Annotated in this window: 25 protein-coding genes; 12 read left to right on the forward strand and 13 right to left on the reverse strand. The window is 58.0% G+C overall.

Annotated elements, in window-relative coordinates:
- Positions 1 to 142: 142 nt before the first annotated feature.
- Positions 143 to 775, forward strand: coding sequence for a response regulator (locus WFK85_RS02610; protein ID WP_008461003.1), 633 nt, complete (start codon positions 143 to 145; stop codon positions 773 to 775).
- On the opposite strand, the gene WFK85_RS02615 is transcribed toward WFK85_RS02610, so the two are convergent.
- A complete protein-coding gene (locus WFK85_RS02615; protein WP_336708578.1) occupies positions 753 to 2,240 on the reverse strand; it encodes a histidine kinase in 1,488 nt (495 codons plus the stop codon). The two genes, WFK85_RS02610 and WFK85_RS02615, sit on opposite strands and share 23 nt — an antisense overlap.
- Positions 2,241 to 2,285: 45 nt before the next feature.
- Complete coding sequence (locus tag WFK85_RS02620) at positions 2,286 to 2,879, reverse strand: RNA polymerase sigma factor (protein WP_008461001.1); 594 nt, start codon at positions 2,877 to 2,879, stop codon at positions 2,286 to 2,288.
- A 262-nt stretch (positions 2,880 to 3,141) separates the two neighbouring features.
- Between WFK85_RS02620 and sctW the strand changes: the two genes are divergently transcribed.
- The 11 genes from sctW to sctU are packed head-to-tail and all read left to right on the forward strand — an operon-like array spanning position 3,142 to position 13,730.
- A complete protein-coding gene (sctW, locus tag WFK85_RS02625) occupies positions 3,142 to 4,317 on the forward strand; it encodes a type III secretion system gatekeeper subunit SctW (RefSeq protein ID WP_166875588.1) in 1,176 nt (391 codons plus the stop codon).
- Between the two features lie 27 nt (positions 4,318 to 4,344).
- The gene (sctV, locus tag WFK85_RS02630) at positions 4,345 to 6,441 is read left to right on the forward strand and encodes a type III secretion system export apparatus subunit SctV (protein WP_213716011.1); all 2,097 of its coding nucleotides are present in this window, start codon (positions 4,345 to 4,347) and stop codon (positions 6,439 to 6,441) included.
- Positions 6,442 to 6,452: 11 nt separating this feature from the next.
- Positions 6,453 to 7,397: an FHA domain-containing protein gene (locus WFK85_RS02635; protein ID WP_336708582.1), complete on the forward strand. Its 945-nt coding sequence runs from the start codon at positions 6,453 to 6,455 to the stop codon at positions 7,395 to 7,397.
- Positions 7,391 to 8,755: a type III secretion system ATPase SctN gene (gene sctN, locus WFK85_RS02640; RefSeq protein ID WP_442892291.1), complete on the forward strand. Its 1,365-nt coding sequence runs from the start codon at positions 7,391 to 7,393 to the stop codon at positions 8,753 to 8,755. The genes WFK85_RS02635 and sctN overlap by 7 nt, the downstream gene beginning before the upstream one ends.
- Entirely contained in the window at positions 8,742 to 9,209 is a 468-nt protein-coding gene (locus tag WFK85_RS02645) for a hypothetical protein (RefSeq protein WP_008460992.1), read from the forward strand. Before sctN ends, WFK85_RS02645 begins: the two co-directional genes overlap by 14 nt.
- A complete protein-coding gene (locus WFK85_RS02650; protein WP_166995413.1) occupies positions 9,206 to 9,829 on the forward strand; it encodes a type III secretion system HrpP C-terminal domain-containing protein in 624 nt (207 codons plus the stop codon). The genes WFK85_RS02645 and WFK85_RS02650 overlap by 4 nt, the downstream gene beginning before the upstream one ends.
- On the forward strand, positions 9,826 to 10,878 hold the full coding sequence (locus tag WFK85_RS02655) for a FliM/FliN family flagellar motor switch protein (protein ID WP_166995411.1): 1,053 nt from the start codon (positions 9,826 to 9,828) through the stop codon (positions 10,876 to 10,878). Before WFK85_RS02650 ends, WFK85_RS02655 begins: the two co-directional genes overlap by 4 nt.
- On the forward strand, positions 10,878 to 11,543 hold the full coding sequence (gene sctR, locus WFK85_RS02660; protein ID WP_008460987.1) for a type III secretion system export apparatus subunit SctR: 666 nt from the start codon (positions 10,878 to 10,880) through the stop codon (positions 11,541 to 11,543). Before WFK85_RS02655 ends, sctR begins: the two co-directional genes overlap by 1 nt.
- A gap of 7 nt (positions 11,544 to 11,550) precedes the next feature.
- Entirely contained in the window at positions 11,551 to 11,817 is a 267-nt protein-coding gene (gene sctS, locus WFK85_RS02665; protein ID WP_039291380.1) for a type III secretion system export apparatus subunit SctS, read from the forward strand.
- On the forward strand, positions 11,814 to 12,623 hold the full coding sequence (sctT, locus tag WFK85_RS02670) for a type III secretion system export apparatus subunit SctT (protein WP_008460984.1): 810 nt from the start codon (positions 11,814 to 11,816) through the stop codon (positions 12,621 to 12,623). Before sctS ends, sctT begins: the two co-directional genes overlap by 4 nt.
- Positions 12,624 to 12,647: 24 nt before the next feature.
- Positions 12,648 to 13,730 (forward strand): type III secretion system export apparatus subunit SctU, encoded by a 1,083-nt coding sequence (gene sctU / locus WFK85_RS02675; RefSeq protein WP_166995409.1) that lies wholly within the window; start codon positions 12,648 to 12,650, stop codon positions 13,728 to 13,730.
- Between the two features lie 837 nt (positions 13,731 to 14,567).
- Here sctU and WFK85_RS02680 read toward each other — a convergent pair.
- The 11 genes from WFK85_RS02680 to WFK85_RS02730 all read right to left on the reverse strand — a co-directional run bounded on the left by WFK85_RS02680 (position 14,568) and on the right by WFK85_RS02730 (position 24,067).
- Positions 14,568 to 15,515 carry a type III secretion protein gene (locus WFK85_RS02680; RefSeq protein ID WP_336708590.1) on the reverse strand — a complete coding sequence of 316 codons (948 nt, stop codon included), beginning with the start codon at positions 15,513 to 15,515 and terminating at the stop codon, positions 14,568 to 14,570.
- Positions 15,516 to 15,693: 178 nt separating this feature from the next.
- Positions 15,694 to 15,879, reverse strand: a complete 186-nt coding sequence (gene hrpT, locus WFK85_RS02685) for an HrpT family type III secretion system protein (RefSeq protein WP_008460981.1) — start codon at positions 15,877 to 15,879, stop codon at positions 15,694 to 15,696.
- Positions 15,880 to 15,888: 9 nt separating this feature from the next.
- Positions 15,889 to 17,958, reverse strand: a complete 2,070-nt coding sequence (gene sctC / locus WFK85_RS02690) for a type III secretion system outer membrane ring subunit SctC (RefSeq protein ID WP_166995562.1) — start codon at positions 17,956 to 17,958, stop codon at positions 15,889 to 15,891.
- A 135-nt stretch (positions 17,959 to 18,093) separates the two neighbouring features.
- Positions 18,094 to 18,324, reverse strand: a complete 231-nt coding sequence (locus tag WFK85_RS02695; RefSeq protein ID WP_008460979.1) for a hypothetical protein — start codon at positions 18,322 to 18,324, stop codon at positions 18,094 to 18,096.
- Between the two features lie 103 nt (positions 18,325 to 18,427).
- Positions 18,428 to 19,048: an HrpE/YscL family type III secretion apparatus protein gene (locus tag WFK85_RS02700; protein ID WP_166995405.1), complete on the reverse strand. Its 621-nt coding sequence runs from the start codon at positions 19,046 to 19,048 to the stop codon at positions 18,428 to 18,430.
- A gap of 3 nt (positions 19,049 to 19,051) precedes the next feature.
- The gene (locus WFK85_RS02705; protein ID WP_166995403.1) at positions 19,052 to 19,666 is read right to left on the reverse strand and encodes a type III secretion protein HrpD; all 615 of its coding nucleotides are present in this window, start codon (positions 19,664 to 19,666) and stop codon (positions 19,052 to 19,054) included.
- Between the two features lie 5 nt (positions 19,667 to 19,671).
- Positions 19,672 to 20,472, reverse strand: coding sequence for a type III secretion system inner membrane ring lipoprotein SctJ (gene sctJ / locus WFK85_RS02710; protein WP_008460974.1), 801 nt, complete (start codon positions 20,470 to 20,472; stop codon positions 19,672 to 19,674).
- A 6-nt stretch (positions 20,473 to 20,478) separates the two neighbouring features.
- A complete protein-coding gene (locus WFK85_RS02715; RefSeq protein ID WP_008460972.1) occupies positions 20,479 to 20,892 on the reverse strand; it encodes a type III secretion system protein in 414 nt (137 codons plus the stop codon).
- Positions 20,893 to 20,957: 65 nt separating this feature from the next.
- Positions 20,958 to 21,167 (reverse strand): hypothetical protein, encoded by a 210-nt coding sequence (locus WFK85_RS02720; RefSeq protein ID WP_008460970.1) that lies wholly within the window; start codon positions 21,165 to 21,167, stop codon positions 20,958 to 20,960.
- 94 nt (positions 21,168 to 21,261) lie between these two features.
- Entirely contained in the window at positions 21,262 to 22,236 is a 975-nt protein-coding gene (locus WFK85_RS02725) for a sigma 54-interacting transcriptional regulator (protein WP_008460967.1), read from the reverse strand.
- Between the two features lie 805 nt (positions 22,237 to 23,041).
- On the reverse strand, positions 23,042 to 24,067 hold the full coding sequence (locus tag WFK85_RS02730; protein WP_336708595.1) for a lytic transglycosylase domain-containing protein: 1,026 nt from the start codon (positions 24,065 to 24,067) through the stop codon (positions 23,042 to 23,044).
- Between the last annotated feature and the right edge of the window lie 86 nt (positions 24,068 to 24,153).

The raw sequence follows: 24,153 nt of genomic DNA on the forward strand, positions 1-24,153 counted from the left end.
ACCTTATCGCCCCCGGCAAAGCTAGATTCGCCGCAGCGAGGCTGCTATGTTCATTTAACACGCGTCTTTGCAATTCGTGCGCGATGATTATTCTTATAAAAAAGAACGATTTAATAACTATAAATTATGGATGACAGACGGTATGGCAATCAGACTCCTCCTCGCGGACGATCACATTTTGATGCGCGAGGGCCTGAAACAGATTTTTTCACTGGATAAGAAAATTAAAGTGGTGGCGGAAGCGGGCTGTGGCAAAACGGTGCTGTCGCTGCTGACGGAAATTGACGTCGATGTCCTGCTGCTGGATCTCTCCATGCCCGGCGACTCCGGGCCGGAGCTGGTGCAGCAAATCACCCGCCTGTGGCCGATGCTGCCGGTGCTGGTGCTGAGCATGCACAACGAGCCGCAAATCGCCCAAATGGTCCTCGCCAGCGGCGCCCACGGTTTCATTACTAAAGACCAGGCCCCGCAAACGCTGCTGCACGCCATTCATCGCGTCGCCTCCCGCCAGCGCTACATTGATCCCTCCCTGGCGGAAGCCATCGTCTTTTCAACCCAGGAAAACGACCAGCTTCGCCGCTACGCCACGCTATCCCAGCGTGAGAAGCAGATCCTTCGCCTGCTGAGCAGCGGCGAAAACATCAATGGCATCGCAGAAACCCTAAGCATCAGCAACAAAACGGTCAGCACCCATAAGACCCGGATGATGGAAAAAATGCAGTTCGACAACAACGCCGACATCATCAAGTTTGCTATTCGCTATCATAAACTTTAGCCGGGGCTGGCAGGGCATAAGGGATCTCGATATGCACGCAGCTCCCTTTGCCCGGCGTGCTGTGGATGTTAAACGTCCAGCCTTTCATCATGCAGCGTTCGCGCATACTCAATAACCCAAAGGCCCCGTCGGAGACCTGGCCCGGATCAAATCCCTGCCCGTCATCATTGATACAAATCAGCACGACTTTGCCCTTTGTAAGTACCTTCACCTCCACTTCCCGCGCTTTGGCATGCCGCTGCACATTGGTGAGCGACTCCTGCACCACGCGAAAAATCGCGGTGACCTCATCGTCACACAGCGACACCGGCAGCGGCTGAATCGTCAGCGTACACACGCCGGAACGGTGCTTGTTGAACTGGTCCCGCAGCCAGATAAGCGCGGGTTTCAGCCCCATGTTCAGCACCGCCGGGCGCAGTTGGGTGGCGATATCGCGCACCACTTTGATGGTGCCATCCACCAGCTGCGTCAAAGGTTCAACTTCATGCTGCAGCGCAGGATGATTCTGGCCCAACAGCGAAATCCCCACCCGTAGCGAGGTCAGATGCTGGCCCAGCTCATCATGGATTTCCCGCGCCATATGCTTGCGCTCGTTTTCGACGCTGCTTTGCAGCTTTTGGGTCATCTGCCGCAGCTGTTCGTGAGTCTGCCGTACCTGCTGTTCGGCAAAATATTGCCGGGAGGCAGGACGGGCGATCACCAGCACGGACTTCAGCGTCTGCTGCTGGGTAAATTCAGGAATAAAACGCGCCTGGTAGATTCTCGACACCCGCAGGTCGGATCGCATGCCGTGCAGCACGGCCTCCAGCTGAATATGCTTACTCAGCACCAGCTGCAGCGACCAGCCGATCTGCTCCATCAGCGTCGAATCGCCGATAAGCGAGTTGATCTTCAGCCCGATGGCCGCCGCGCTCTTGGGCATGCACTGCAGCGCCGTTTCGTTGGCATAGAGCAGCCGCTGTTCACTGTCCACGCGCAGAATCGCATCCGGCATATTGTCCAGAATGTCGCGAAGTTCGTTTTCACGATCGTAGTAAAAACGATGAATATCATTGCGATAGCGGGTATCGCACACCACCATCATCACCCAGTTCTGCCGCTGAAACTCGAAGCGGCTCGGGCAAACCTCGACCGGAATAGCCTGCGTTGCCGCCTGAAACCGGGCGTTAATTTTATCGCCGTAAGGCGAATGTTCTGGCCGATCCAGCTGCTGCTCAACCACCGCCAGCAGCGGCAGGTCGCCATAGCCCCGCAGCCGGGTAAAAATATTTTCACCCACCAGATGCCCGGCCCTTTCCTGGCCGGCACCTTCCGGCAGGCAAAGACTGAGCGCCTTGTGGTTGGCAAAAACAATATTGAAATCCCTGTCAACAATGAAAACCAGCTCGCGCATGCTATTGAAAGCGGCGCTCAGCAATGCCTGAGTATCATTGGGCCGTGGGTGCGGCCCGCCGTCTTGTTTCATAGAGTGTGATTCTTCTCGTTCAGGGAGTAACGAAGCACCGCTCGCTCAGTTCAGGCTGTCCCATCCCAGATCCTGTTTCAAAGACTGTCGGAGACGGGAAAGACGGGAACGCACGGTGCCGATAGGAATAGTCATCCGGTCAGCCGCTTCCTGGTAACTGATATCGTGATCAACGATCAGCTGTAATAATTGCTGATAATCTTCAGGGAGTTGCGCAATGCGCTGCAACACTTTCGACAGGATGTCCTTACCCTCAGTCACCCCTTCCGGCTGCTCCGAATGCAGCAGCGTACCGAGCACATCATCGTTTAACTCATCGTGCAGGTAGCTCACTTTGACGGATTTATAGTGATTTTTCACCAGGTTTACCGCAATCCCGAACATCCAAGTTTCCGGGCGCGACGTGCCGCAAAACTTGTGCTTGTTACGAATCACTTCATACCAGGTGTTCTGCACCAGGTCTTCTATATCGGCAAAATTTGCCACGCGTTTACGAATAAAATTGTACAGCCGCTGTTCGTTGTCGCGCATCACGCGCTCCCAGTTAACCACCGGAAACTCGCCCTGCACAACGTGGGACTCAAAAGCAGCCTGCGCATCCGGGAAAACCTGTGATTCGAAATCAAACATTGCTGACATAGTGAACACCTTTTTATGGAATAGATTCAGGAGTTCGTCCTATAGCAATCGCCGTGCCAGCGAAAAATATCAAAACAACACATTGATTAATAACAATTAATTTTTATTAATCAGATAAATATGAGCAAAAACACACACAGCCCGAAAACGGGTTTGTGCAACTTTTTACACATCCCCAGCGGCGGAAATTTTTTATTTGTCGGGGAACCGCCCCAGGCCTTAGCCCACACACTGGCAGGCGAATCGGGTAAGGCACACCGCAATGAACATGAGAATCCCCCAGCACCACCATCACCACAATCTGCGTCTTGAAACCGAACAGGCGGACGCCCTGGTCGATGAGCTAATCAGCGACACTAATAACGATAAGAGCGCGGCGAGCAGTTCCTCGTCCGCCACTCGTGCAGCGCCCGCGCCGCAGCGGCCCGGGGCCGCTCAGGAGTCGATGGCGTCAACTTTTGCGGAAAGCATCGAACAGAAAATCAAACATGAGGAACAGCGCACGCAGGCCACCCAGCTGCGCCGTATCTCCGTGGCGGCAATCAAGGTCACTCACCTTGTAGAGCTGGGGAAACTGCTAGAAAGCCCGTCGGGGAAAGAGCAGGCCGAGCAGGAATCGGCTTTTGAACGAATGCTGTCGGGTGGCGACGGAAAAACCCCGACGCTGGATGATTTGCTCGAACAGGCCAATCACGACCCGGCTTCTGCATTTGTCACCCTCAGCCTGATGGCGATGCGCCTGCGAAACGGCAGCAACCCGGCGCTGGCGGCACGCGTCGAGCAAATGCTTGCCGACCTGCAGCAGCAGCACCCGGAAAAAATTAACGCCGGGGTGAATACCGCCCCGGCAATTGCCGCCTTCAGCAGCGATCCGGCGCAGAAGCGCGAAATGCGCAAGCTCTATTACAGCGGCGTGATCAACCAGCAGTCTGCCGACAACATCATGGACGTGCTGCTGGACAAGTTTGGCGTCGATGGCTTCGTGCCCGCATTGCGTACGCTGCAGCGCGCGCTTTCCGATGACATCGCCGCCCTGGCCCCATCCGCCCCGCCGACGGCCCTGCGCCGCCTGCTTTCCGGGCTGAACGACACCCGCGCCATTACGCACACGCTGTCGGAAGTCGCCCAGTTCCTCGACCGCCTGAAGAGCAAATATTCCCACGTCACGATGGGGGCCGATGTCATGACGCGCTCCTTGCTCAGCATGTGCCGCAACGGCTTCTATTCCCGCGACCTGACCCAGCTTGGGCTGCAGGTGGTGGGCGAAAAACCTCTGCAGCAGTCTCTCTTTTTCAACGGGCTGCTGACGCTGCTCCAGGCGCTGCCGGAGAAAATTTGGGGCGGGAACGATGAAACCCGCAGCAACGCCCTGCTTCTGCTGCGCACCCTCAACGGCGAATACGCCGCGTGGGAAAAACGCAGCCAGCTGGCGCAGTAAACGGACTTTACCAGGATTGAATAGCCCATGAACGCTTTGTTTAACCTTCTTAACCGGCTGGCAATAACCGCCATGCAACGCTCCGAGGTCGTCGGGGCTTTCATCGCGCTGGCGGTGGTGTTCATGCTGATCATCCCGCTGCCGCTGGGGCTGATTGACGTCCTGATTGCGGTCAACATCAGCGTGTCATGCCTGCTTATCATGACGGCGATGTACCTGCCCAAACCGCTGGCGTTCACCACCTTCCCGGCGGTACTGCTGCTGACCACCATGTTCCGCCTCGGGCTGTCTATCTCCACCACGCGCCAGATCCTGCTGCAGCAAAACGCCGGGCATATCGTCACCGCCTTCGGCAACTTTGTGGTCGGCGGCAACCTGGCGGTGGGGCTGGTGGTGTTCCTGATCCTGACGGTGGTGAACTTCCTGGTGATCACCAAAGGCTCAGAGCGTATTGCCGAAGTGGCCGCCCGCTTTACCCTCGATGCCATGCCGGGCAAGCAGATGTCTATCGACAGCGACCTGCGCGCCGGGCTGATTAACGTCCAGCAGGCCAAAAGCAAACGTGAAGATCTGGCGAAAGAGAGCCAGCTTTTCGGGGCAATGGACGGCGCCATGAAGTTCGTGAAAGGCGATGCCATTGCCGGGATTGTGATCCTCAGCATCAACATGGTGGGCGGCTTCTGTATTGGTGTGCTGCAGCTGGGCATGGCCGCAGGCGACGCCGCCAATGTCTACTCCATTCTGACCATCGGCGACGGCCTGATTGACCAGATCCCGGCGATGCTTATCTCCCTGACCGCCGGGATGATGATCACCCGCGTGTCGGCCAACGAAGACATTCCCAACAACAACATTGGCCGCGAAATCAGCGACCAGCTAACCAACCAGCCTAAGGCGTGGATTATGTCCGCCATCGGCATGTTCTGCTTCAGCCTGCTGCCGGGCATGCCCACGGCGGTGTTTATCGTGCTCGGGATAATCACCCTGGGCTCGGGGCTGTTTCAGCTGTGGCGCGCCAAACGCGCGGCGGCCACCACCACAGGCGGCGAAATTGTCGCCCCGGAAGCCAACGGCGAAGAAGACATTCGTACCTTCAACCCCAGCCGTCTGTTTGTCCTCAGCTTCTCGTCGGCTCGCGCCGGTGACCCGGCGGCCATGGCGCTTATCGAAGACATTCGCCGCCTGCGTAACCGCATTGTGAACCAGTACGGCTTCACGCTGCCGGTCTTCAACATCGACTTCTCGCCGTACCAGCCTGACGATGAATTTCGTTTTCTGGTGTACGAAGTGCCGAAAGTGATTGGCACCTTCAGCTCAAGCAAGCGGGCGCTGGACTACCGCCTGCTGGCCCAGGAAGAAACCGGGACAGAACTCAGCACGGAAACCTATCCGCAGGAAAAAGGCTGGGCGTGGCTGGAAGAAAACGATCCTCTGCTGGATAAATTCCAGATGGAGTCCTGGAGTTCGCACCAGCTGCTGCTGGCCCGCATGGAAGAAGCGCTCTTTGCCAGCGGCCCGCGCTTTATCGGCCTGCAGGAGACCCGCGCCATTATCTCGTGGCTGGAGATGGACCTGCCGGAGCTGGCGCAGGAATTCCAGCGCATCTTCCCGATCACCCGTCTGAGCGCCGTGCTGCAGCGCCTGGTGGCCGAACGAATTTCGCTGCGTTCGGTGCGCAGCATCACCGAATCGCTGATTGTGCACGGCCAGCACGAGCGCGATGTGGGCCTGCTGGTCGACCAGGTTCGCATCGACATCAAAGAACACATTTGCCACCAGTACAGCCACGACGGCGGGATACAGGTTTGGCTGCTGACGCCGGAAACCGAAGAGATCCTGCGCGACAGCCTGCGCCAGACGCAGAACGAAACCTTCTTCGCCCTCAGCCAGGACAAACACGCCCTGCTGCTGGACCAGCTCCGGGAAGTGTTCCCCCTGTTCCAGCGGCAAACCAGCGTGCTGCTGTCCGCCCAGGATTTACGTAGCCCGCTGCGCCTGCTTATCCAGGACGAATTCCATCACGTCCCGGTGCTGTCCTTCGCCGAGCTGCAATTTAACCTGCCGGTCAACGTGCTGGGGCGCATTGATATTCACGAAAACGCGCTTGACGCCTTCACTGCATAAAGGGTGCTGCCATGTATGAGCTGAGAGTATTAAACGGATTACATGAAGGCGCGGCGCTGCCGTTAAGCGGCGAACGCTGGCAGTTGGGCAACGCCGCCGACAGCGATTTGCAGCTCAACGATGGCGGTATTAAAGCCAGCCACGCGCTGCTAAGCCGCAGCGCCGAAGGCTGGATGCTCACGCCGATGGAAGGCACCGTTTGCCACCGCCACGGCGAACGCCTGAGCGCACAGCAACTCTGGCAGCCCGGTGAAATCTTCGCCGTCGGCGGCGTCTGGCTGACGCTTGCCGCCGCTGACGACGAATGGGATAACCGCCCGCCACCGCCGTTGCCTGCTGTCAGCCCGAGTCAGCCAGAATCCGCTATACGCGAACCCGTCGGCGGGGCACAAAGCAAACCAGCGCCGACCGCGCGCCGTTCGCTGCTGGCAAGGATCCTGCCCCGCTGGGCGCAAATCTTCACCTTGTCCAGCCTGATGCTGCTGACCTTCACCATCTTCAGCTGGGTGCTGCAGCCCGGCATCGCCCAGCAAAACAGCGACGATGAGCCGCAAATTAAACCGGCGATTACCAATAGCAACGAACTGCGCAGCCTGGTGGAACAGGATCTGCGCGAGCGGGAGCTCTATAACAAAGTGCAGTTGGCCAGCACGCCGCAGGGGATTACGCTCACCGGGGATTTGCAGGAAAACCAGCTGCCGATTGTCGGCCGCATGGTGGACAGCATCCGCAGCGATTATCAGCTCAAGGTGACGCTCACAAACCAAACCAAAGTGCGCGAGGCCGTGCTGCCCTTCCACATCGTGCAAATTACCGCCGGGCCGCACGCCAACATCGTGACCGAGGACGGGCAGCGCCTGTTTGTCGGGGACGAACGTAACGGCCTGCGCCTGACCGGCATTACCGGCGACAGCGTGCAGTTTGGCGGCAAAGAAAACATCGCGGTGAAATGGTGATGGGGCACTATCAGTCCGACCTCAACGCCTGGTTTGCCCAGCGCCATAGCAGCCTGAGCCAGCTTTCCGCCGTCAGCGCCTACGGGCGCATCACCGGCATCAGCGGCATTCTGCTGGAAAGCAGCTTGCCGCAGGCACGCATCGGCGACCTGTGTCTTATCAGCCGCGACGGCGACACCGAAGTGATGGCCGAAGTGGTCGGCTTTAACCCGCGCCACACTTTGCTTTCCGCGCTGGGGCCGCTGGACGGCATCGCCCAGGGCGCTCGCGTCACGCCGCTGTTTCAGCCCCATTCTATTAGCGTGTCGGACAGCTTATTTGGCAGCGTGCTGGACGGCTTTGGCCGCGCCATCGACGAAGACAGCCTGTCGGCTTTTGCGCTGGCCAGCGAAACACCGGACGCCCGGGGCGTGCTCGGCGACGCGCCACCTCCCACGGACAGGCCGCGCATTGATACTCCGCTGCCGACGGGCATTCGCTCCATTGACGGCGTGCTTACGATTGGCGTGGGCCAGCGCGTGGGCGTCTTCGCCGGGGCTGGCTGCGGCAAAACGACTCTGCTCGCTGAAATGGCGCGCAACACGCCGTGCGATGCCATTGTGTTTGGCCTGATTGGCGAACGTGGCCGCGAACTCCGCGAATTCCTCGACCACGAGCTGGATGCCGAACTGCGCTCACGCACCGTCCTGGTGTGCTCCACCTCTGACCGCAGCAGCATGGAACGCGCCCGCGCGGCGTTTACCGCCACGGCCATTGCCGAAGCGTTCCGTAACAAAGGCAAAAACGTCCTGCTGATTATCGACTCGCTGACGCGTTTTGCCCGCGCCCAGCGTGAAATTGGCCTGGCGCTCGGCGAACCTCCGGGCCGGGGCGGGCTGCCGCCGTCGGTCTATACCCTGCTGCCAGGGCTGCTCGAGCGCGCCGGGAAAACCTCACGCGGCTCCATCACCGCCCTTTATTCGGTGCTGATCGAACAGGACTCGATGAACGATCCCGTGGCCGATGAAGTCCGCTCGCTGATAGACGGCCACATCGTTTTGACCCGCCGCCTGGCGGAGCGCGGGCACTACCCTGCCGTGGACGTGCTGGCCAGCCTCAGCCGAACCATGAGCAACGTCGTCCCACGAGAACACATTGCCGAAGCCAGCGCGCTGCGCCAGATGATGTCGGCTTACCAGCAGGTCGAAATGCTGATCCGCCTCGGGGAATATCAGCCGGGAAATGACCCGATGACCGACGCCGCAGTGCAATCTCAGTCGGCCATCAACGCGTTTTTACGCCAGGCCAACCACGCCCCGAGCGACTTCGTCGACACCCGCCAGCAGCTACAGGAGGTGATTGCTTATGCGCCGTTATAGCGAGGCGGAAACGCCGCTTTCACCGGACCCGCAGCAGGTTGCTCTGGAACAAGTGCTGACGCTCTTACTGCCCATCCGGCGGCGACGCTTACGCCGCTGTGAAAGCGAGCAGCGCCAGCATGAGCAGCAGCTCCGGCGCTGCCGGCAGGCCGTCGAGCAGGGCGAGCAGCAGCTGGCAGAGCAGAAAATCGGCTATTTGCAGCTGCGCAATAATTTCGTGCCGCAGCACGCGGGCGTCACGCAGCCGCTTAACGACCTGCGGGAGACGCTGGACGTTGAGAAATCCAGCCGCGCGGGCGTGATTCAACAAATTCAGCACACGCACCAGCTACAGGAAGAGGTGCAACAGCAGCAGGAGCGGCTGACCGCCGCGCAGTCAGCCGTACAGCGCTGCCAGCGGGACATCGAAAAAATGGAGTATTTGCTTAACCAAAATCAGGGGAACGCTTTATGATTCACCACGCGCTAAAAAACGCTCACCCGCAGCCCAGGCTTTGGCAGCAGGCCCATCCGGCCCCGCAGCCGCATCACCAGCCCGAGAACGCCCCGCAGGCACCCACGCCTCGTGCACCGCACGCGCCGGGAAATAACACGCCCTTCATGCCGCAGATGCCCGCTCGCAGCACGTCCTCGTCAGGCCGGGCCAGCGATCGCCAGAAGCTGTCGCGGGATGAAAAAGAGTTCAGCGATCTCCTGTCTGACGATGAGCCCGACCCGGTGATGCCCATTCTGGCGCTTAACCTGTTTGATGGCTCGCTCGGCGGCACGGAACAGCCGCAGCAGGCCAGTGAATCCCCGTCTTCCGCCCTGCGGGCGATGCTGGAATCGCACCTGATACAGGGCATTGAACAGCAGGAAAGCCTGCCCGCCCGCTTTAGCCTGCTGCTGCCGGATTTAGGCGAAGTGGTGGCGCAGGTTACCCCGGCCAATGGCGATGGGCTGGATATTGCCCTCGGCTTTTCCGCCGAGGCCTGGGACAAAGTTCGCGGCTTTGAACAGGATGGACAAGGCTCGCTCAGCCGCCGTCTGGGGAAAAAAGTTCGCCTGCGCTTTAAGCGGCGGGAGGCGGTATGAAACGCCTGGCGCTTGCCGCTCAGTCACCGGATGAAGCCCGCCTGCGGCGCTGGACCGGCAGCGGCTGGCGGCTCCCTTTCTTCCGGGAAGCAATAGCCGGAGAACTTCGCCTCCTGCCCTCCCGAGCGCTGATCCAGCCAGATATGCCGGGTGAAGCTTTTCACTGCGCGGCTGGCACGCTGCTTTTTAGCGACCCGCTGCCGGTGCTGGGGCTGCTGGCCGATTGCCCGGCGCTTCCAGGCGTCTCCACCGAGGACAATGCCTGGTACTGGCGCTATTTCAGTCAACAGCTCAGCCCTGAACTGGCCGAACTCTTTGAGTTTCTGCAGCCCGCAGAAGAACGGCAAAAACCTGACGTCACGCTGCGCCTTGAGGTTTTTCTCGGCGAAGCCCAGGCCTGCACGCTGCTGTCGCTCTCCTGGGCCACGCTGCATCGGCTTGCTCAGCATCCGGCCTGGCAGCGGCTGATGGCCCCGCTAAACCCTGAACTCCCACTCCAGTTACCGCTGACCGTTGGCAAGCTCCAGCTTTCCGCCGGTGCCGCCCGCCGCCTGGTTAGCGGAGATTTGCTTTTGCCCTCAGAGACGTTCTTCTCGCCGGAAGGACACGGCGTTATGCCGCTGGCGAGGCGACAATTTCAGGTTCACCTGGAACTGGCGAGCGAAACCACTCACAGAGACTTACTACACATTACGTTTAGCGAGGAGCTAACCATGACTTACCCGAACGCCCCCCTGGAGTACGACGATCAGCAGGACGGCGAAGAAGTGGTACCCGCCGGGGAATGGCAAACAACACGGGGGAGTTTCGACGACTTGTCGCTGGATTTAACCATCCGCTGCGGCAACCTACAGCTGACGCTTGGCGAACTCCAGCAATTGGATGCGGGGTCAACGGTATTGGTTCAGCACGTCACGCCGGGCGAGGCGCTGCTGTGTCACGGCAACAGCCTGCTGGCAAAAGGTGAACTGGTGGACGTTAATGGCACGCTCGGCTTCCAGGTCACCCGCATGCTGCGCCAGACGGGTACGGCCATGGAACCCGTGTGATGGCCGAGAATATCAGCTCATTCAATCCGCTGGCGCTGGCCATCCTGCTGGGAGCCATTTCGCTGCTGCCCCTGCTGCTGATGATCACCACCAGCTTTCTCAAGATTTCGATGGTGCTGATGCTGACGCGAAACGCCATCGGGGTGCAGCAAACGCCGCCCAACATGGCGCTTTACGGCATTGCACTGGCCGCCACGCTGTTCGTGATGGCGCCGGTATTCGACGGGATGCAAACCCGCTTCAAAGAGAAGCCTCTCGATACCACCAGCGCAGAGCGCTTAGAGAACAGCTTACAGTACGGCATTAAGCCGCTGACCGACTTTATGCTGCGCAACAGCGACCCGGACCTTGAAACACACCTGATGGAAAACAGCCAGCGCATGTGGCCGAAAGATCTGTCGGAGAAGGTCGTCCACCAGCGCGACAACCTGCTGATCCTGATCCCGGCATTCGTGCTGTCCGAGCTGCAAAACGGCTTCAAAATTGCCTTTTTAATATTTATCCCTTTCCTGGTGGTGGACCTGATTGTCTCCAACGTGCTGCTGGCGCTGGGGATGCAGATGGTGTCGCCGATGACCATCTCTTTGCCGCTCAAAATTCTGCTTTTTGTCATGGTGAGCGGCTGGACGCGCCTGCTGGACGGCCTGTTCTACAGCTATATGTGAGGACGTTATGGACATGATCTACATGTTTAAGCAGGCGGTGCTGATGGTGGTTGTGCTCTCCGCGCCACCGCTGGTGGTGGCCGTGCTGGTGGGCATTGTGGTGTCCCTGCTACAGGCGGTGTTTCAGCTCCAGGATCAGACCCTGCCCTTCGCCATCAAGCTGGTGGCCGTGGGTACCACGCTGGCGCTGAGCGGCCGCTGGATTGGCCTGCAAATGGTGGAGCTGGCGCAGTCCGCCTTCAACATGATGGCCGCGTCCGGAACCCTGCGATGATCGCCGCCGAACTGACGCCCATTTTCAACGGCATGCTGGGGCTGGGGCTGGCAATCGCCCGCATTTACCCGTGCGTGCTGCTGACGCCGCTGTTTGCGTTCTCTGCCCTGAAAGGCATGATCCGCACGGCGGTTGTCGTGCCGCTGGCGCTTTTTGTCACGCCGACTATTGTCCCGATGTTGACCCACGCCCCGCACACGCCGTGGGGCATTGTCGCCATGATGCTGAAAGAAGTGGTGCTGGGGATTTTTCTTGGCTACCTGCTGGCGCTACCCTTCTGGCTGTTTGAGTCGGTGGGCGTGCTGTTTGATAACCAGCGTGGAGCACTCAGCGGGGGTCAGCTTAACCCGGCCCTGGGAGCAGACGAAACGCCGCTCGGCTACATGCTTTTGCAGTGGTCGATGATGGTGCTGATCGTCAACTTTGGCCTGTCCCTCGCCACCCAGGTTATCTGGGACAGCTACCGGCTGTGGCCGGTGGACAGCTGGCTGCCCGACTTCCGCGAGCAGGGATTCCTGGTGTTTCTCGGCCAGGTAAAGCAGATGTTTATCGACACCATTCTGTACGCTGGCCCGCTGGTGCTGCTCCTGCTGTTCCTCGATTTCGCCGTTGGCGTGCTCAGCATCTACAGTCCGCAGCTGCAGGCCACGGTACTGACCGTGCCGCTAAAATGCATCGCCGGGCTGCTGTTCTTTATCTTTTACCTGCCCACGCTGGAGTATTTCGCCGGCCACCAGTTCAGCAGCCTGCGCGATATGATCCCGCACCTGGCGGATATTCTGCCCGCCCGTCAAACCACCTGGTAATGCCGCTTCGGAGGGTGCCAAGCCGTGAGTGAAAAAACAGAGAAGGCCAGCCCCCATAAACTTCAGGAGGCCCGCAAAAAGGGCCAGGTGAGCCAGAGTCAGGACATCCCCAAACTGCTGATCATGTTCGGCGTCCTGCAGCTGATCTTTTCCATGATGGAGGCCAGCATGGCAAAGCTGCAGGCGCTGATGCTCCTGCCGCTGATGCGCCTCAGCAGCCCTTTCAACCAGGCTTTAGGGGAAGTTGGCGGTGCCGCGCTGCTGACCATCGGGGTGTTTTTTATGATGACGGTGGGCACCGTAATCCTGCTGCGCATTGCCGCAGGCTGGATCCAGTTTGGTCCGCTGTTTGCCATCGCCGCGCTGGCCCCAAAGCTTGAGGCGCTCAACCCGCTGAATAAATTCAAAGAGATGTTTTCGGTAAAGCAGTTTATCCAGATCCTCAACAGCCTGCTGAAGGCCATCACCCTTTCGGTGGTGTTCTGGCTGCTGATCAAACCCCGTCTGTCGCAAATGGCCAACCTTTCAGGCGGCACGCTGGACGGCTTCTGGCATGCGGGCGTGGCGATTCTGGAAACTCTCGCCCACACCATCGTTGGCGTGATGCTGGTGTTTTCGGTAGCCGACTTCGCGCTGCAGAAATACTTCTTCCTCAAGCAGAATCGCATGAGCCACGAGGACGTGAAAAACGAGTACAAGCAGATGGAAGGTGACCCGCACACCAAAGGCCACCGCAAACACGTCGCCCACGAAATCCTCAACGCACCGGCAAAAAAAGTCACCCCGCAGGAGATGGAAAAAGCCGACGTGCTGCTGGTGAACCCGACGCACTACGCCGTGGGGCTGCGCTATCTCCCGGACGAAACGCCGCTGCCGGTGCTGCTGTTTAAAGCACAGGACGAAGACGCCAAAGCGCTGATTAAACTGGCGCACGCCGCCAATATCCCGGTGGTGCGCTACGTCTGGCTTACCCGCAATCTTTACCGCACCACTGAAGAAGGCGCCTATATTCCGCGCGACACGCTAAAAGCGGTGGCCGCTATTTACCGCCTGCTGCGCAAGCTCGAGGGCCGCCTGAAGGGTGAAACGATTGAGTTTGAGGAGTAACGGGGACGATTTTCCCTTACTCTGGGTTCTTTCTTAACCACATTTTATTTGTGAATCCTCCAGGAGATATCTGTCATTCTGCAGTTATTCCGTTCACCTATAGATCTTTTTTCCCCGCATGTTCAGAAACGCTAAGCAGCAAGCCCACCGGCTATCACCTAAATATTAGTGAACAATTCGGCCCCTCACCCCGGTCCTCTCCCCAAAGGGGCGAGGGAGAAAACATGTGAGGGGAGGCATTTTTTTATTCCCTCTCCCTTTTAGGGAGAGGGTTAGGGTGAGGGTAAAACAACCGGCGACTTTGTAGCTAAGGCAAATGTTAGTCGTAAAGCGAGGCATGGTTCCGGCTTAAATCGCCTCCGTTTTCTCTCCGACTGGCCAGGGTCCGGACGTCGGGAACGGCCGGAGGCTGAGAGCGTCGGGAACGCGTCTCAGCCGCCCCAGGACTGGGAGATAAAACGGAGGTCTGCCGCTCACGCGGTCGATTTATTTGGCCGGGAGTCCGGGGTCTCGGGGGAGTGACGGTGACTCCCCCGAGCCGTTCACGAGTTCAGTGGTGACATATAAAACAGAACTGGAAGTGAACGGAATATTCGCCGCTCCTACATAATCGCAGAGATTTTTGATTAAGAGACAGCTCTTAGGGAGAGAGTCGAATAATTATTCTGTACTGGAAATACACGGGCATGATCGAGACAAAAAAAGACCGGTATCCCACGCGATTAGCGCAGAAAAACCGGTCAAATAGAGGGCGAAGAAGAGTTTCGCGAAACACGCGTGGCGAAGTTACCTCGCACCACGCGTCAAAAGAACATCTGTGGATTACAACCCAATCTCTTAGGCCAGCACGGCGCTGGCCAGGCCCATAAGCGCGCCGTGGTGGTGCTTCAGGGCATCTTTGATGATATTGCCGTTAAACAGCTGTGCGTCAGCATTCATCAGCAGGCTGGAAGAGCCGTTGCCCGGTGCCGTGGCGGAACCCGGGATAGAGCCACCCACCATGGAGGTTTTCAGATCGTTTTTCGCGGACTGGAAGGCTTTCAGCGAATCGCCGCTCAGCGGCTTGCTGTTTTTCAGCGCGTCTTCCCAGCTGGATGGGCCTTTACCAACGTGCACCAGGCCCGGCATACCGGCGCCCGCGCTCTGCGGCTTGCCGTAGATTTCCGGGTGCTGATCCATAAATTTACCGATTTCAGCACGAGTCTCTTTTGAGCCGCCGTCAACTTTACCGCCGCCGCCCAGCGCGCCACACAGGCCACTGGTGTCCGACTTCACGTCGTCCAGCGCCTGCAGGCCCATTTTGCTGCCCAGCTGGCTGCCCATGTTGTTACCCAGCTGGTTAAAGCTGTTCGCACTGTTGGCGCTGGTGATGGACAGCGGCAGCTGGACCAGGCCAATGCCGGTAGAAGGTGACTGCAGGCCGTTGCTCATGCCGCTGTTGAAGGCGTTCATGTTGCCCGCCCCCGCCTGGCTGTTGAACGGCGTGTTCTGGGAATTCACGCCCATCTGCTGGATCACTTGCTGCAGCATCTGCTGCATGTTGCTCATTGCCAGCGTGTTGCCCATGCTCGCGCCGCCCTGACTCTGCGGAGACATAAAGGTGTTGTTATTGTTACCGTTCATGCCGCCGGAGAAAAGCAGGTTGGTCAGCTTGGAGGCAATGTCGTTCACCATCTGATCGCCAACGTTTTTCAACAGATTGGCGGCCATACCTTCTGGGGTTGCGTTCAGCGCCAGCTGCGGTAATGCAGTGGCCAGATTCAGCATATTTCCAATCGTACTCATTCGATTACCTCACCATGACAACGGGGTTGATACAGGCGACCAGTCCTGCTGGGTCGCAGTATTAAGACGCCTGTTAAGTGAAAAGAAACCGGCTTCGGTTCCACAAAACTGCCTAACAACAGGAAAAAAAATGATTTTTTAAAAACAGGCGTGAAAACAGCCACGCCCGCTCTCGCACTCAGCGCACCGGCATCTGCGTGTAATCCTGCACGCCGTTACGCATATCGTTCGGCCACCAGATGGTCAGGTGGTGGCTGTCTGACAGGGGACGACACGTCACGTTGTCACAGCCGTTGTCATTGCGGGTGGCACAGCCGCTAAGCACAAACGCCAGCGCCATCAGTATCAAAATTGAAGGTTTCATCGTGGCTCCTTAATGCAGTACGGGGCGCGGCGGCAGAAGATAGCTGCGCGACCTGGATGAATTCACCGGCAATGACGAGGCAGAGCTCAGCAGCGACTGGCGGCTACGGCGCCCTTCTCCCCGCGTGCGGTAGGCGATATACACTTCTGCCGACTGGCCTGGGGCAAGGTTTCCGCCCGGCCAGGCGGCCACGGCAAGCACGTCATCATCGCGGCAGTTGGATTCGTCAAAACGCTGCGGCTTGCCGCTGATATTGCGGATCAGCCCGACGCTGATTTGCACCGATGAATTGCTGTACCACTGGCTGTGGGAGCTGTCCGATGACAGCCCTGGCCCCACGTTGCACAGCTGGCCAATACTCACGCCTTCACCGCCTGCCTGGAACCCGGTAGGGACTTTGTCTTCCGCCAGATCCCGCATGGCGTTTTCGATGTCGCCTTTCATCGAGCTGTAGCGCTGGCGGAGCTGTACTTCATTCATCGCCGAAGAAAGCTGCTGGCGATCCTGCTCGTCGATGTAGCGCGTCGGGTCCACCTGATCGCCCACCAGATGCGGCGTGATGATGAACAGCCGCTCGCGCTGCGACGTTTCGTGGCTGGTATATGAGAAGAATTTCCCCAGGTAAGGAATGTCGCCCAGCAGCGGAATACGGTGGTCGGTGTCACCGGTTTCACGGGAATGGAAGCCGCCCATCACCAGTGAACCGTTCTGCTGCACCAGCGCCTGAGTGCTGACCGTGGCGCGCTTCGCGCCGGTTGCCACGCCGTCATCGTTGACCTGGACTTTTCCGTCTTCCACATCCACAACTAACTGCACCGTGCTGGTTGGCCCGTTGCCGATGGCGCGCGGGACTACCTGCAGGCTGGTTCCGGCGGTCACCGGTTCAATGGTCGCCACGCGCTCGCCGGTCGCAGTAATGAAAGCGGTGTCGCTCATGTCGATCACTGCGGGCTGGTTTTCCAGCGTCAGAATCGACGGGTTAGCCACGATAGAGGCGTTGCCCTCGCCTTCCATCGCCTGGATCTGGGCAAAGAAGCGGCTGTAGTCGGTTACGAATAACGTGCCTGCCCCCTGCAGCATGGAAGAACCGGCGGTAATGTTGCCGAACGTGCCGCTGAGGTTGCTGGAGAACTTCGAAAACGCGTGGCGATCGACATCAATGATCATGGCGTCAATTTCCACCAGCTTTTGCGGCACGTCGATCTGGGAAATCAGCGCCTGATACTGCTCGCGGCGTTTAGGATCGTCCCGCACCAGCAGGGCGTTGTTGCGCACATCGGCAGACACCAGCGGGTTCATTTCCCCTTCGTCATCACCGCCTGCGCCGCGCAGACGGCTGTCCTGGCCCTGAATCAGCCCGGAGAGAATATTGTCCGATTGTTCCTGGAATGACTTGTTGAGGGCTTCACGCGAGCTGCCTTCTCCGCCGGGTACAATGCCCTGCGAAGAGCGGGTGCTCTTTTTACCCAGCAATTCGTTAAGGATGGTTGCCACGCCGGGCACCAGCAGCGTTTTCTCGCGGTATTTAATCTCGCGGTCAGCCACCGAGGCGTACTTCAGCGGGAACGCCATCATCTCTTTGTTCTGCTTTTTGTCTTTGTCTTTGGCGCTAAAATCCGCCACCAGCGCGACGTACTCCGGCGGCCCGGTGACAATCACCACGCCGTCGTCCGGCAGCTCGCCGTAGCCGAATTTGTCTTCCAGCAGCCCGACATCACGCAGCGCCTGCTTGAGATCCGGCGCGGCATCGGCTGACACGCTGATGCGCTTTGAGGTTTCTGCCGACTGCGGGCTGACGAACAGCGAGCCGTTATAGACAAACCACTGGAAGCGGTACTGCAGCGCCAGGCGATCGAGGAAGGCCACGCCGCTGTCGGAACGCAGGCGTCCATCCACCACGCTGTCGGGCACATCCCCTAAACGCAGATTCACGCCGTGGCTGCTGGCGAAATCCTGCAAGACGGTGCGCAGCGGCGTGCCCTGGGCAGAATAGGCATAGGCGCCATTTTGCCAGTCGGCAGGCGTTTGAGCGCTAACAGTTGCGCTGAAGCAACCAGCGGTAGCGGCCAAAGCAAACATGGCTGAGCGCAGTAAACGAACGTGCTGATTCAACGACTCTTCTCCTGTAATCGACGGCATAAAACGGTAGCCATCCGGGGTGCAAACTGCGTTAAACAACGGCTTATCGATACGAATAAGCCGTTGACGGCATAACTAGTTGATAGAGTCGATAATCTCCTTGCTCAGGCTATGCTTGAGCGACCCCAGCTGGCTGTCGGTGAAGGTCGCCGCCGCCTCTTTCATCAGGGCGTTTTTGAATTCCACCATGTCGCCCATGCTTGGCGCGGGCTGGCCAAGCGTGCTCTGCGCCAGCTCGGCAACCGAGTGGTGCAGACGGGACAGCTGGCTGTCGAGATTGCGCTGAATATCAAAGGAATTGCTCATACGTTTCTCCTCGCGTTGAAATCGCATGATAAGTGGCGGCAGAAAGGCGGCAGTTCCCGACGCGGGAAAATTAACTTCCCGGCGGGACGTTTTTGGCAGTGGGTTAGCTGGCGAGGCGCAGCAAATGCTGCTGGAGCGAAGCCCAGCTAATGCTGAACTCGCCCTGGGCGGTTTGCAGCAGCAGCGTTTCGGCCGCCAGCGCGTCGTCGATGCAGCGCGTCCAGCCTAGCTGAGGGCGCGCGGCCAGCCAGCTTGCCAGCGGCGCTTCATACTGTGAGGGGTGATACAGCGTGACGTCCGTTGCCCGAGCGCTTGAACTCTGAAGCTGAGTCAGCAGCGCCGTGAGCTTTTGCTGGTCGCTCAGGCCGCCAAACAGCTGTTCAAATGCGGCCGCAATAAGCGCCTGCGCCTGGCCGACGATTTCGGCACTTTGCGCGTCCCGCTCGGCCCGCCATTCGCTAAAAAAGGGCTCAACCCGCAGCCAGAATTCCCGCTCTGCCTCTTCACAGCGTGTGATGACCAGCCGTTCAGCATCGACCTGCGCCTCGACGAGCATCTGCTCAGCCTGTTGACGAGCCTCCTCCAGCAGGGCTTCACTCTTGCGCATGGCCTGTTCCACCAGGCTTTGAGCCTGTTGCTGCTCCTGCAAAGCGGAGTGCGGCAACAGTACGCCTTCAATCACCTGGTCGTTCTCTTCTAAAGCAAGTTTACGGCCGACCCACATGGTTTATTGCTCCCGTGAAAAATCATTCAGCGCTGGCATCGCCGAACGTTGAGCCTGCCAGATCGCGCCATCCCACAGCGCCTGCAGGCGATTTAGCGGCGCAGGTTCATCCGCCAGCCACGCTTCGCATCGCACAATCACAGGCTGAGGGAAACTGAGCCGCAGCCGCAGCCAGGCCGCAGGCGTCAGAATCGGGCGCAGCAGGCAGAGCACGGCGAAACTCGGCTCTTCGCTAAAACTAAGACTTGCGGGCAGCCAGACGCCGGGGCGTAGCCCCCGGGTTAGACGTTCGCACCAGATCCGCTGAGATTCGGTGAGCTGCCCCGCCCCGCTCCCGCGCTGACAAACCTCAGCCACCAGCGCAAAAAGCGTTTCGCGCTGGGCTAAGTCAAGCGAAACCAGCGCCAGCAGGCGGGCGTCGGGCGTTTCCGGCAGAGACTCCTCCAGCGCCAGCATAGCCGGCACGGCCTGCGGCGATTTAAGCATCAGGCTCTGGCGCAGCGCCTCGTCCAGGCTGAACCAGGGCAGCCCGAACCAGCTGGCATCCGCCTGCCGCCAGAATCCCTCCTGCCACCAGCGAAGCCAGTTCGCCGCGAGCGCGTAGTCCCAGGCAACCACTGGCGTTACCGCCGCTCTGAGGGCACAACGGCCAGTCCAGTCGAGCCTGAGTTTTTACCGCGCTTCATCGCCTTTAGCTTCGGTAAAAGGGTGAAGATCCCGCCGAGCAGCAGCAACAGGCCCATCAGCGAGAAGAACAGCGTCCTGACCGTGGCATACTGCGAAAGCGTCAGCTGGAAAGGCCCTAAGGTCACCAGTTCCACGCGGTCGTGATAGGCCGCAGCGGGCACAAACACCACGGAAAGCGCCCCGTCATTTTTCCCGGAAAGCCCCGGAATACTCGCGGCGACCAGTCGACGGATCCTGGGCTCAATGCTGTCGGGGTCCATCTCCGGGGTGTATTTAATAAACACCGATGCCGATGCGGGCTGCACCGGCTCGCCGGGCGCCACGCGCTCAGGCAGGACAACGTTCACCCGAGCCACCACCACGCCGTCAATCTGTGAAAGCGTGGACTCCAGCTCCTGGGAAAGCGCATAGATATAGCGGGCGCGCTCTTCGAGCGGGCTGGAAATAATGCCGTTTTTCTGGAACACCTCGCCCAGGTTGGTCCGCGCTTTGTGCGGCAACCCGTTGGCGTTGAGAATGCGGACGGAGCGTTCAATATTGTCCTGAGCCACCAGCACGGTGACGCCGGTTTTATCAATTTGCTTGTCGGCTTCAATCTTGTATTTCGAGAGTTCGGAAATGATGTCATTGGCATCGTTTTCCGTCAGGCCGGTGTTCAGAATGACCTGTGAGTCGCAGCCTGCCAGCAGCAGGACCAGCAGCCAGGGCTGCAGGATTTTTCGCCAGCGTCGTTGCATGATGGATTACTGCAGGTTGGTCAGTTTATCGAGCCCCGAAATGCTCTTCGAGACGATCTTGGCGTTCATCATGCTCTCCAGGTAATAGTTAGAGAGCTGGTCGTCCACCTGGTTAAGCACCAGCGGATCGGTGGAGCGCGCGGCTTTACGCAGCACGTTATTCATCTGTTTCTGGTCGCCTTCCATCTGCTTGAACATGCCGGAGGCTTTTTCAAACATTGCGGCAGGTTTCCCGCCCACGCCGCCCATCGCCGAGGCCGCTTCCGGCTGCTGCAGCGCGGCTGAAAAGAAAGCGGCATCGCTTTGATTCGCGACGCTGTTGCCGAACGGGATGGAAGACTGAGTGGCCGGGCTGGATGCAGCGCCCAGAGACTCGGGTTCTGGCAAAGGCATACCTGTCGCAGGATTAAGAATGTGCATAAGAGAGTTTCCGCCAGCAGAAGAGAAGATCAGGGATTCACGCCGGGGCGAATCCCTGATTAGCATTAGAAGGAAATTTTGTTCTGTGCCAGAGAACTGATCATGGTGGTGGCGGAGTTCTGGTAGCCGGACACGTAGGCGTTCTTACGGTCACGTTCAGCTTTGTCCAGAGAGTCCTGCATGGATTTGTTTTCGATAGAGTCCATCTGGGACTGGAAGCTATCTGCCAGGCTGCTGCTTGCGCCCGCGTTGTTACCGGTGTTTACTGATGCCATGATGTTTACTCCTCGTTAATTAAACAGCAAATGTTGTGTCATTCACGGATTAAGTGGCGCGGCGTAAGCGGCAGTTCCAAAGAAATTTAAAAAATTAATTTTCCTTTTCAGTCAAAGATTTAATTCTCTGGTACAGCGTTCTTCTTGGAATACCCAATTCATGTGCGGCGCTGACAACCCGATTTTCATGCCGCGAAAGGCAATCTTCTATCAGGCTGTATTCTATCCGCCGCAGGCGTTCGCGCAGCCGAACGGAACGCATCTCCGGGTGCGCCACCTGCCCCAGGGCCGGCAGCCCCAGCACAAACCTTTCGGCAGCGCCTTTCAGTTCACGAATATTCCCCGGCCAGCGGTGCATCAATAGTGCTTCGCTGAGGTGCTGCGGCATCGGCGGCATTGGGCGATTCAGTCGAATAGCAGACTCCTGCGCAAAACGGCGGAACAGGGGAATAATGCATTCCACGCGCTCACGCAGCGCCGGAAGCGAGATTTTGACCGTCGTCAGGCGGAAGAAGAGATCCTGGCGGAACAGCTTTTGCTCCATGAGCTGGGCAAGGGGCTTTTGCGAGGCCACAATCACCCGCAGATTAAGCGAAATAGACTGCGTGCTGCCCAGGCGCCCCACGGTGCGGGTTTCTAACACCCGCAGCAGCTTGGCCTGCAGGCTCAGGGACATACTGTCAATTTCATCCAGAAACAGGACACCATTATTGGCGCTTTCAATGTAGCCAGCACGCGAATGTGTCGCGCCGGTGTAGGCCCCCGCCGTCACGCCAAACAGTTCACTTTCTGCCAGCGTTTCGGGGATCGCCGCGCAGTTAATTGGCACAAAAGCGCCACGACAGCCGGAATGGTCGTAGATACGGCGTGCAAAGGTGTCTTTCCCGGTGCCCGTTTCGCCCTCCAGCACCAAATCAACCTTCAGTGGGGCTAGCGTTTGCAGCCAGATATCCAGCCCATCGTGCACATTTTCAGACGCGGGTAATGCGGCTGCGGACCGCGGCATATTCAAGTCGATATCGACCGGAATATGTTTTATCTCCCAATGATTCGAACTGTTTTCTTTCATAAATCCCCCGCTGCCTGGCTTATTCAAGGTCTGGCGTATGAGTCCCACTTATGAACCATAAACGTGAACCACAAAATAATTGCCGCCTGCTGCCGTGAATAAAATACGGTAGCACGCAAAATAAATGAGTTTTGTTTATGAGAAGCAGGAACAACCTATCACCGAGCCGCGGTTTCACAATCAGACAAAATTTTAGCCTCATGTAGGAATATCCCTACATAAGAATTCAGGTTTAACTGTTCCGATGTCTGGATAGCAGGTTGTTTTGAGCGGAATAAAATCGTCAGCCGATAGCGTTTGCTGAGATTCATTTCGTGAAGCCGACTGAAAAAAAATGTGAGATTCGCTGAATATTTCCAAATGTATTAATAAGAATCTAAATTTATCACAATTAAAATAAATAAATGATTTTAATGAATAAATTAAATAAAAACAGACAGGCCGTTAATTTTTTACCCTGTTGCGACCAAAAAATGAATTTTTGCCCGACTCACGTATGAAGCCCGACGGATTCTCCGACAGGATTTCCTCACAATCCGCAAAGTCGATAATATATATTTACGATTATTTACATTGAGAGGTCGCTATTGAAACACCCTTTTCTTTTTGAAATATATTTCACTTTTAGTATTTATGTTTAATTGGGAACATTCCTGGACGCATTTACTGCGATTAATCACGCTATTTTAGCTTGTCAAAGAAATAAACTGCTTTGTAACTAAAAAAAGCAGCCACCCTCTTTGGAGACGTGGCCACTGAATTACCCCATTTTGTAAAGAAACAGGCAAAAATTACCGCTCCACAATCAGGCGAATTTCGCCATGTGGCTGTTCACTTCGTTCACGTAGTTAGGGTCGCCTAAAGAGACGCTGGACAGGTTGTGCAGGTTCACCTGATCGTCGCCGGAGTTATAGGCGCGCAGCGCGGCATCATAGCTGCCGAATTTCTCTTTGCCTTCTTTAAGCATCAACGCCGAACACATGATCTGGTTGGCCGGAGAGTTCATGTCGCTGCCGAGCTTGTCCGGGTATTTGCTTTGCATCTCCCGGTAAGTGTCCGGGTTGATCTGGTTCATGCCGCTGTCGGTCAGGCCGTTACCCGGGTTGGTGGATTTGGCGTTTACGTCCCCACCGGATTCCTGCATCGTCAGCGCGGCTAAAAGCTTGGCCGGAACGCCGGTTTCAGCGGAGGCTTTTTCATATTCTCCCCCGAACTGGGAAACAATTTTTTGCAGCGTTGGATCGCTGGTTTTCAGGCTGGTGTCGCCCGGCGGCAGGCTATCCGCAGACGGCCCGGATGCACCGGATGGACCACCAGAAGGCGCGGCCGCGAGGTTATTTAGCGGGCGGCCTGCATCCCCGGCGCCATCGCTGCTGCCGCTGTCCATGCCAGAACCGGAGCCGGAGCCGGAACCAATGCCGCTCGCCGGTGAAGAGGAATCGTCGTCCCCCTTACTTTGCCCGGTGTTCATGTGGAAGAGCTGCATCAGCTCTTTCAGGAACTGCTGCAGCATCTGCTGGAGTTCCTGCATTATGCTGTCGGCGGAACCGCTGCTGCTGCTTGACGAAGCATTCGCCGGGTTCGTTGCCGGGCTGTTATTACTGGCCGGTGAGTCGCCGAAGTTAATCGCCGAAGGCTTGTCCGCTGCACCCGTGTTGGCAAAGTTCAGCGCCAGCGGGATCGCCAGCGTGTTCCCGCCGTTATTCAGCAGCAGTTTGGCGGTAATGCTGTTACTGCCGTTCTGTGAGTCAGGTGATGCCCCGTCCAGGCCTGGAAAATGGTTTTCCGGCAAAAGCGGTGAGAACCCGCCCGGTCCTGATGATATCTGCATACAACACACTCCCTAAGTGATACCCAGTAGCAATAACCGGCCGCCGCTTAACCGCGCAATGACGCTTAGTTTTACCCACGCCCGGA

The sequence above is a fragment of the Cedecea sp. VD22 genome, assembly GCF_037150195.1.
In the GTDB taxonomy this organism is placed as follows: domain Bacteria; phylum Pseudomonadota; class Gammaproteobacteria; order Enterobacterales; family Enterobacteriaceae; genus Cedecea.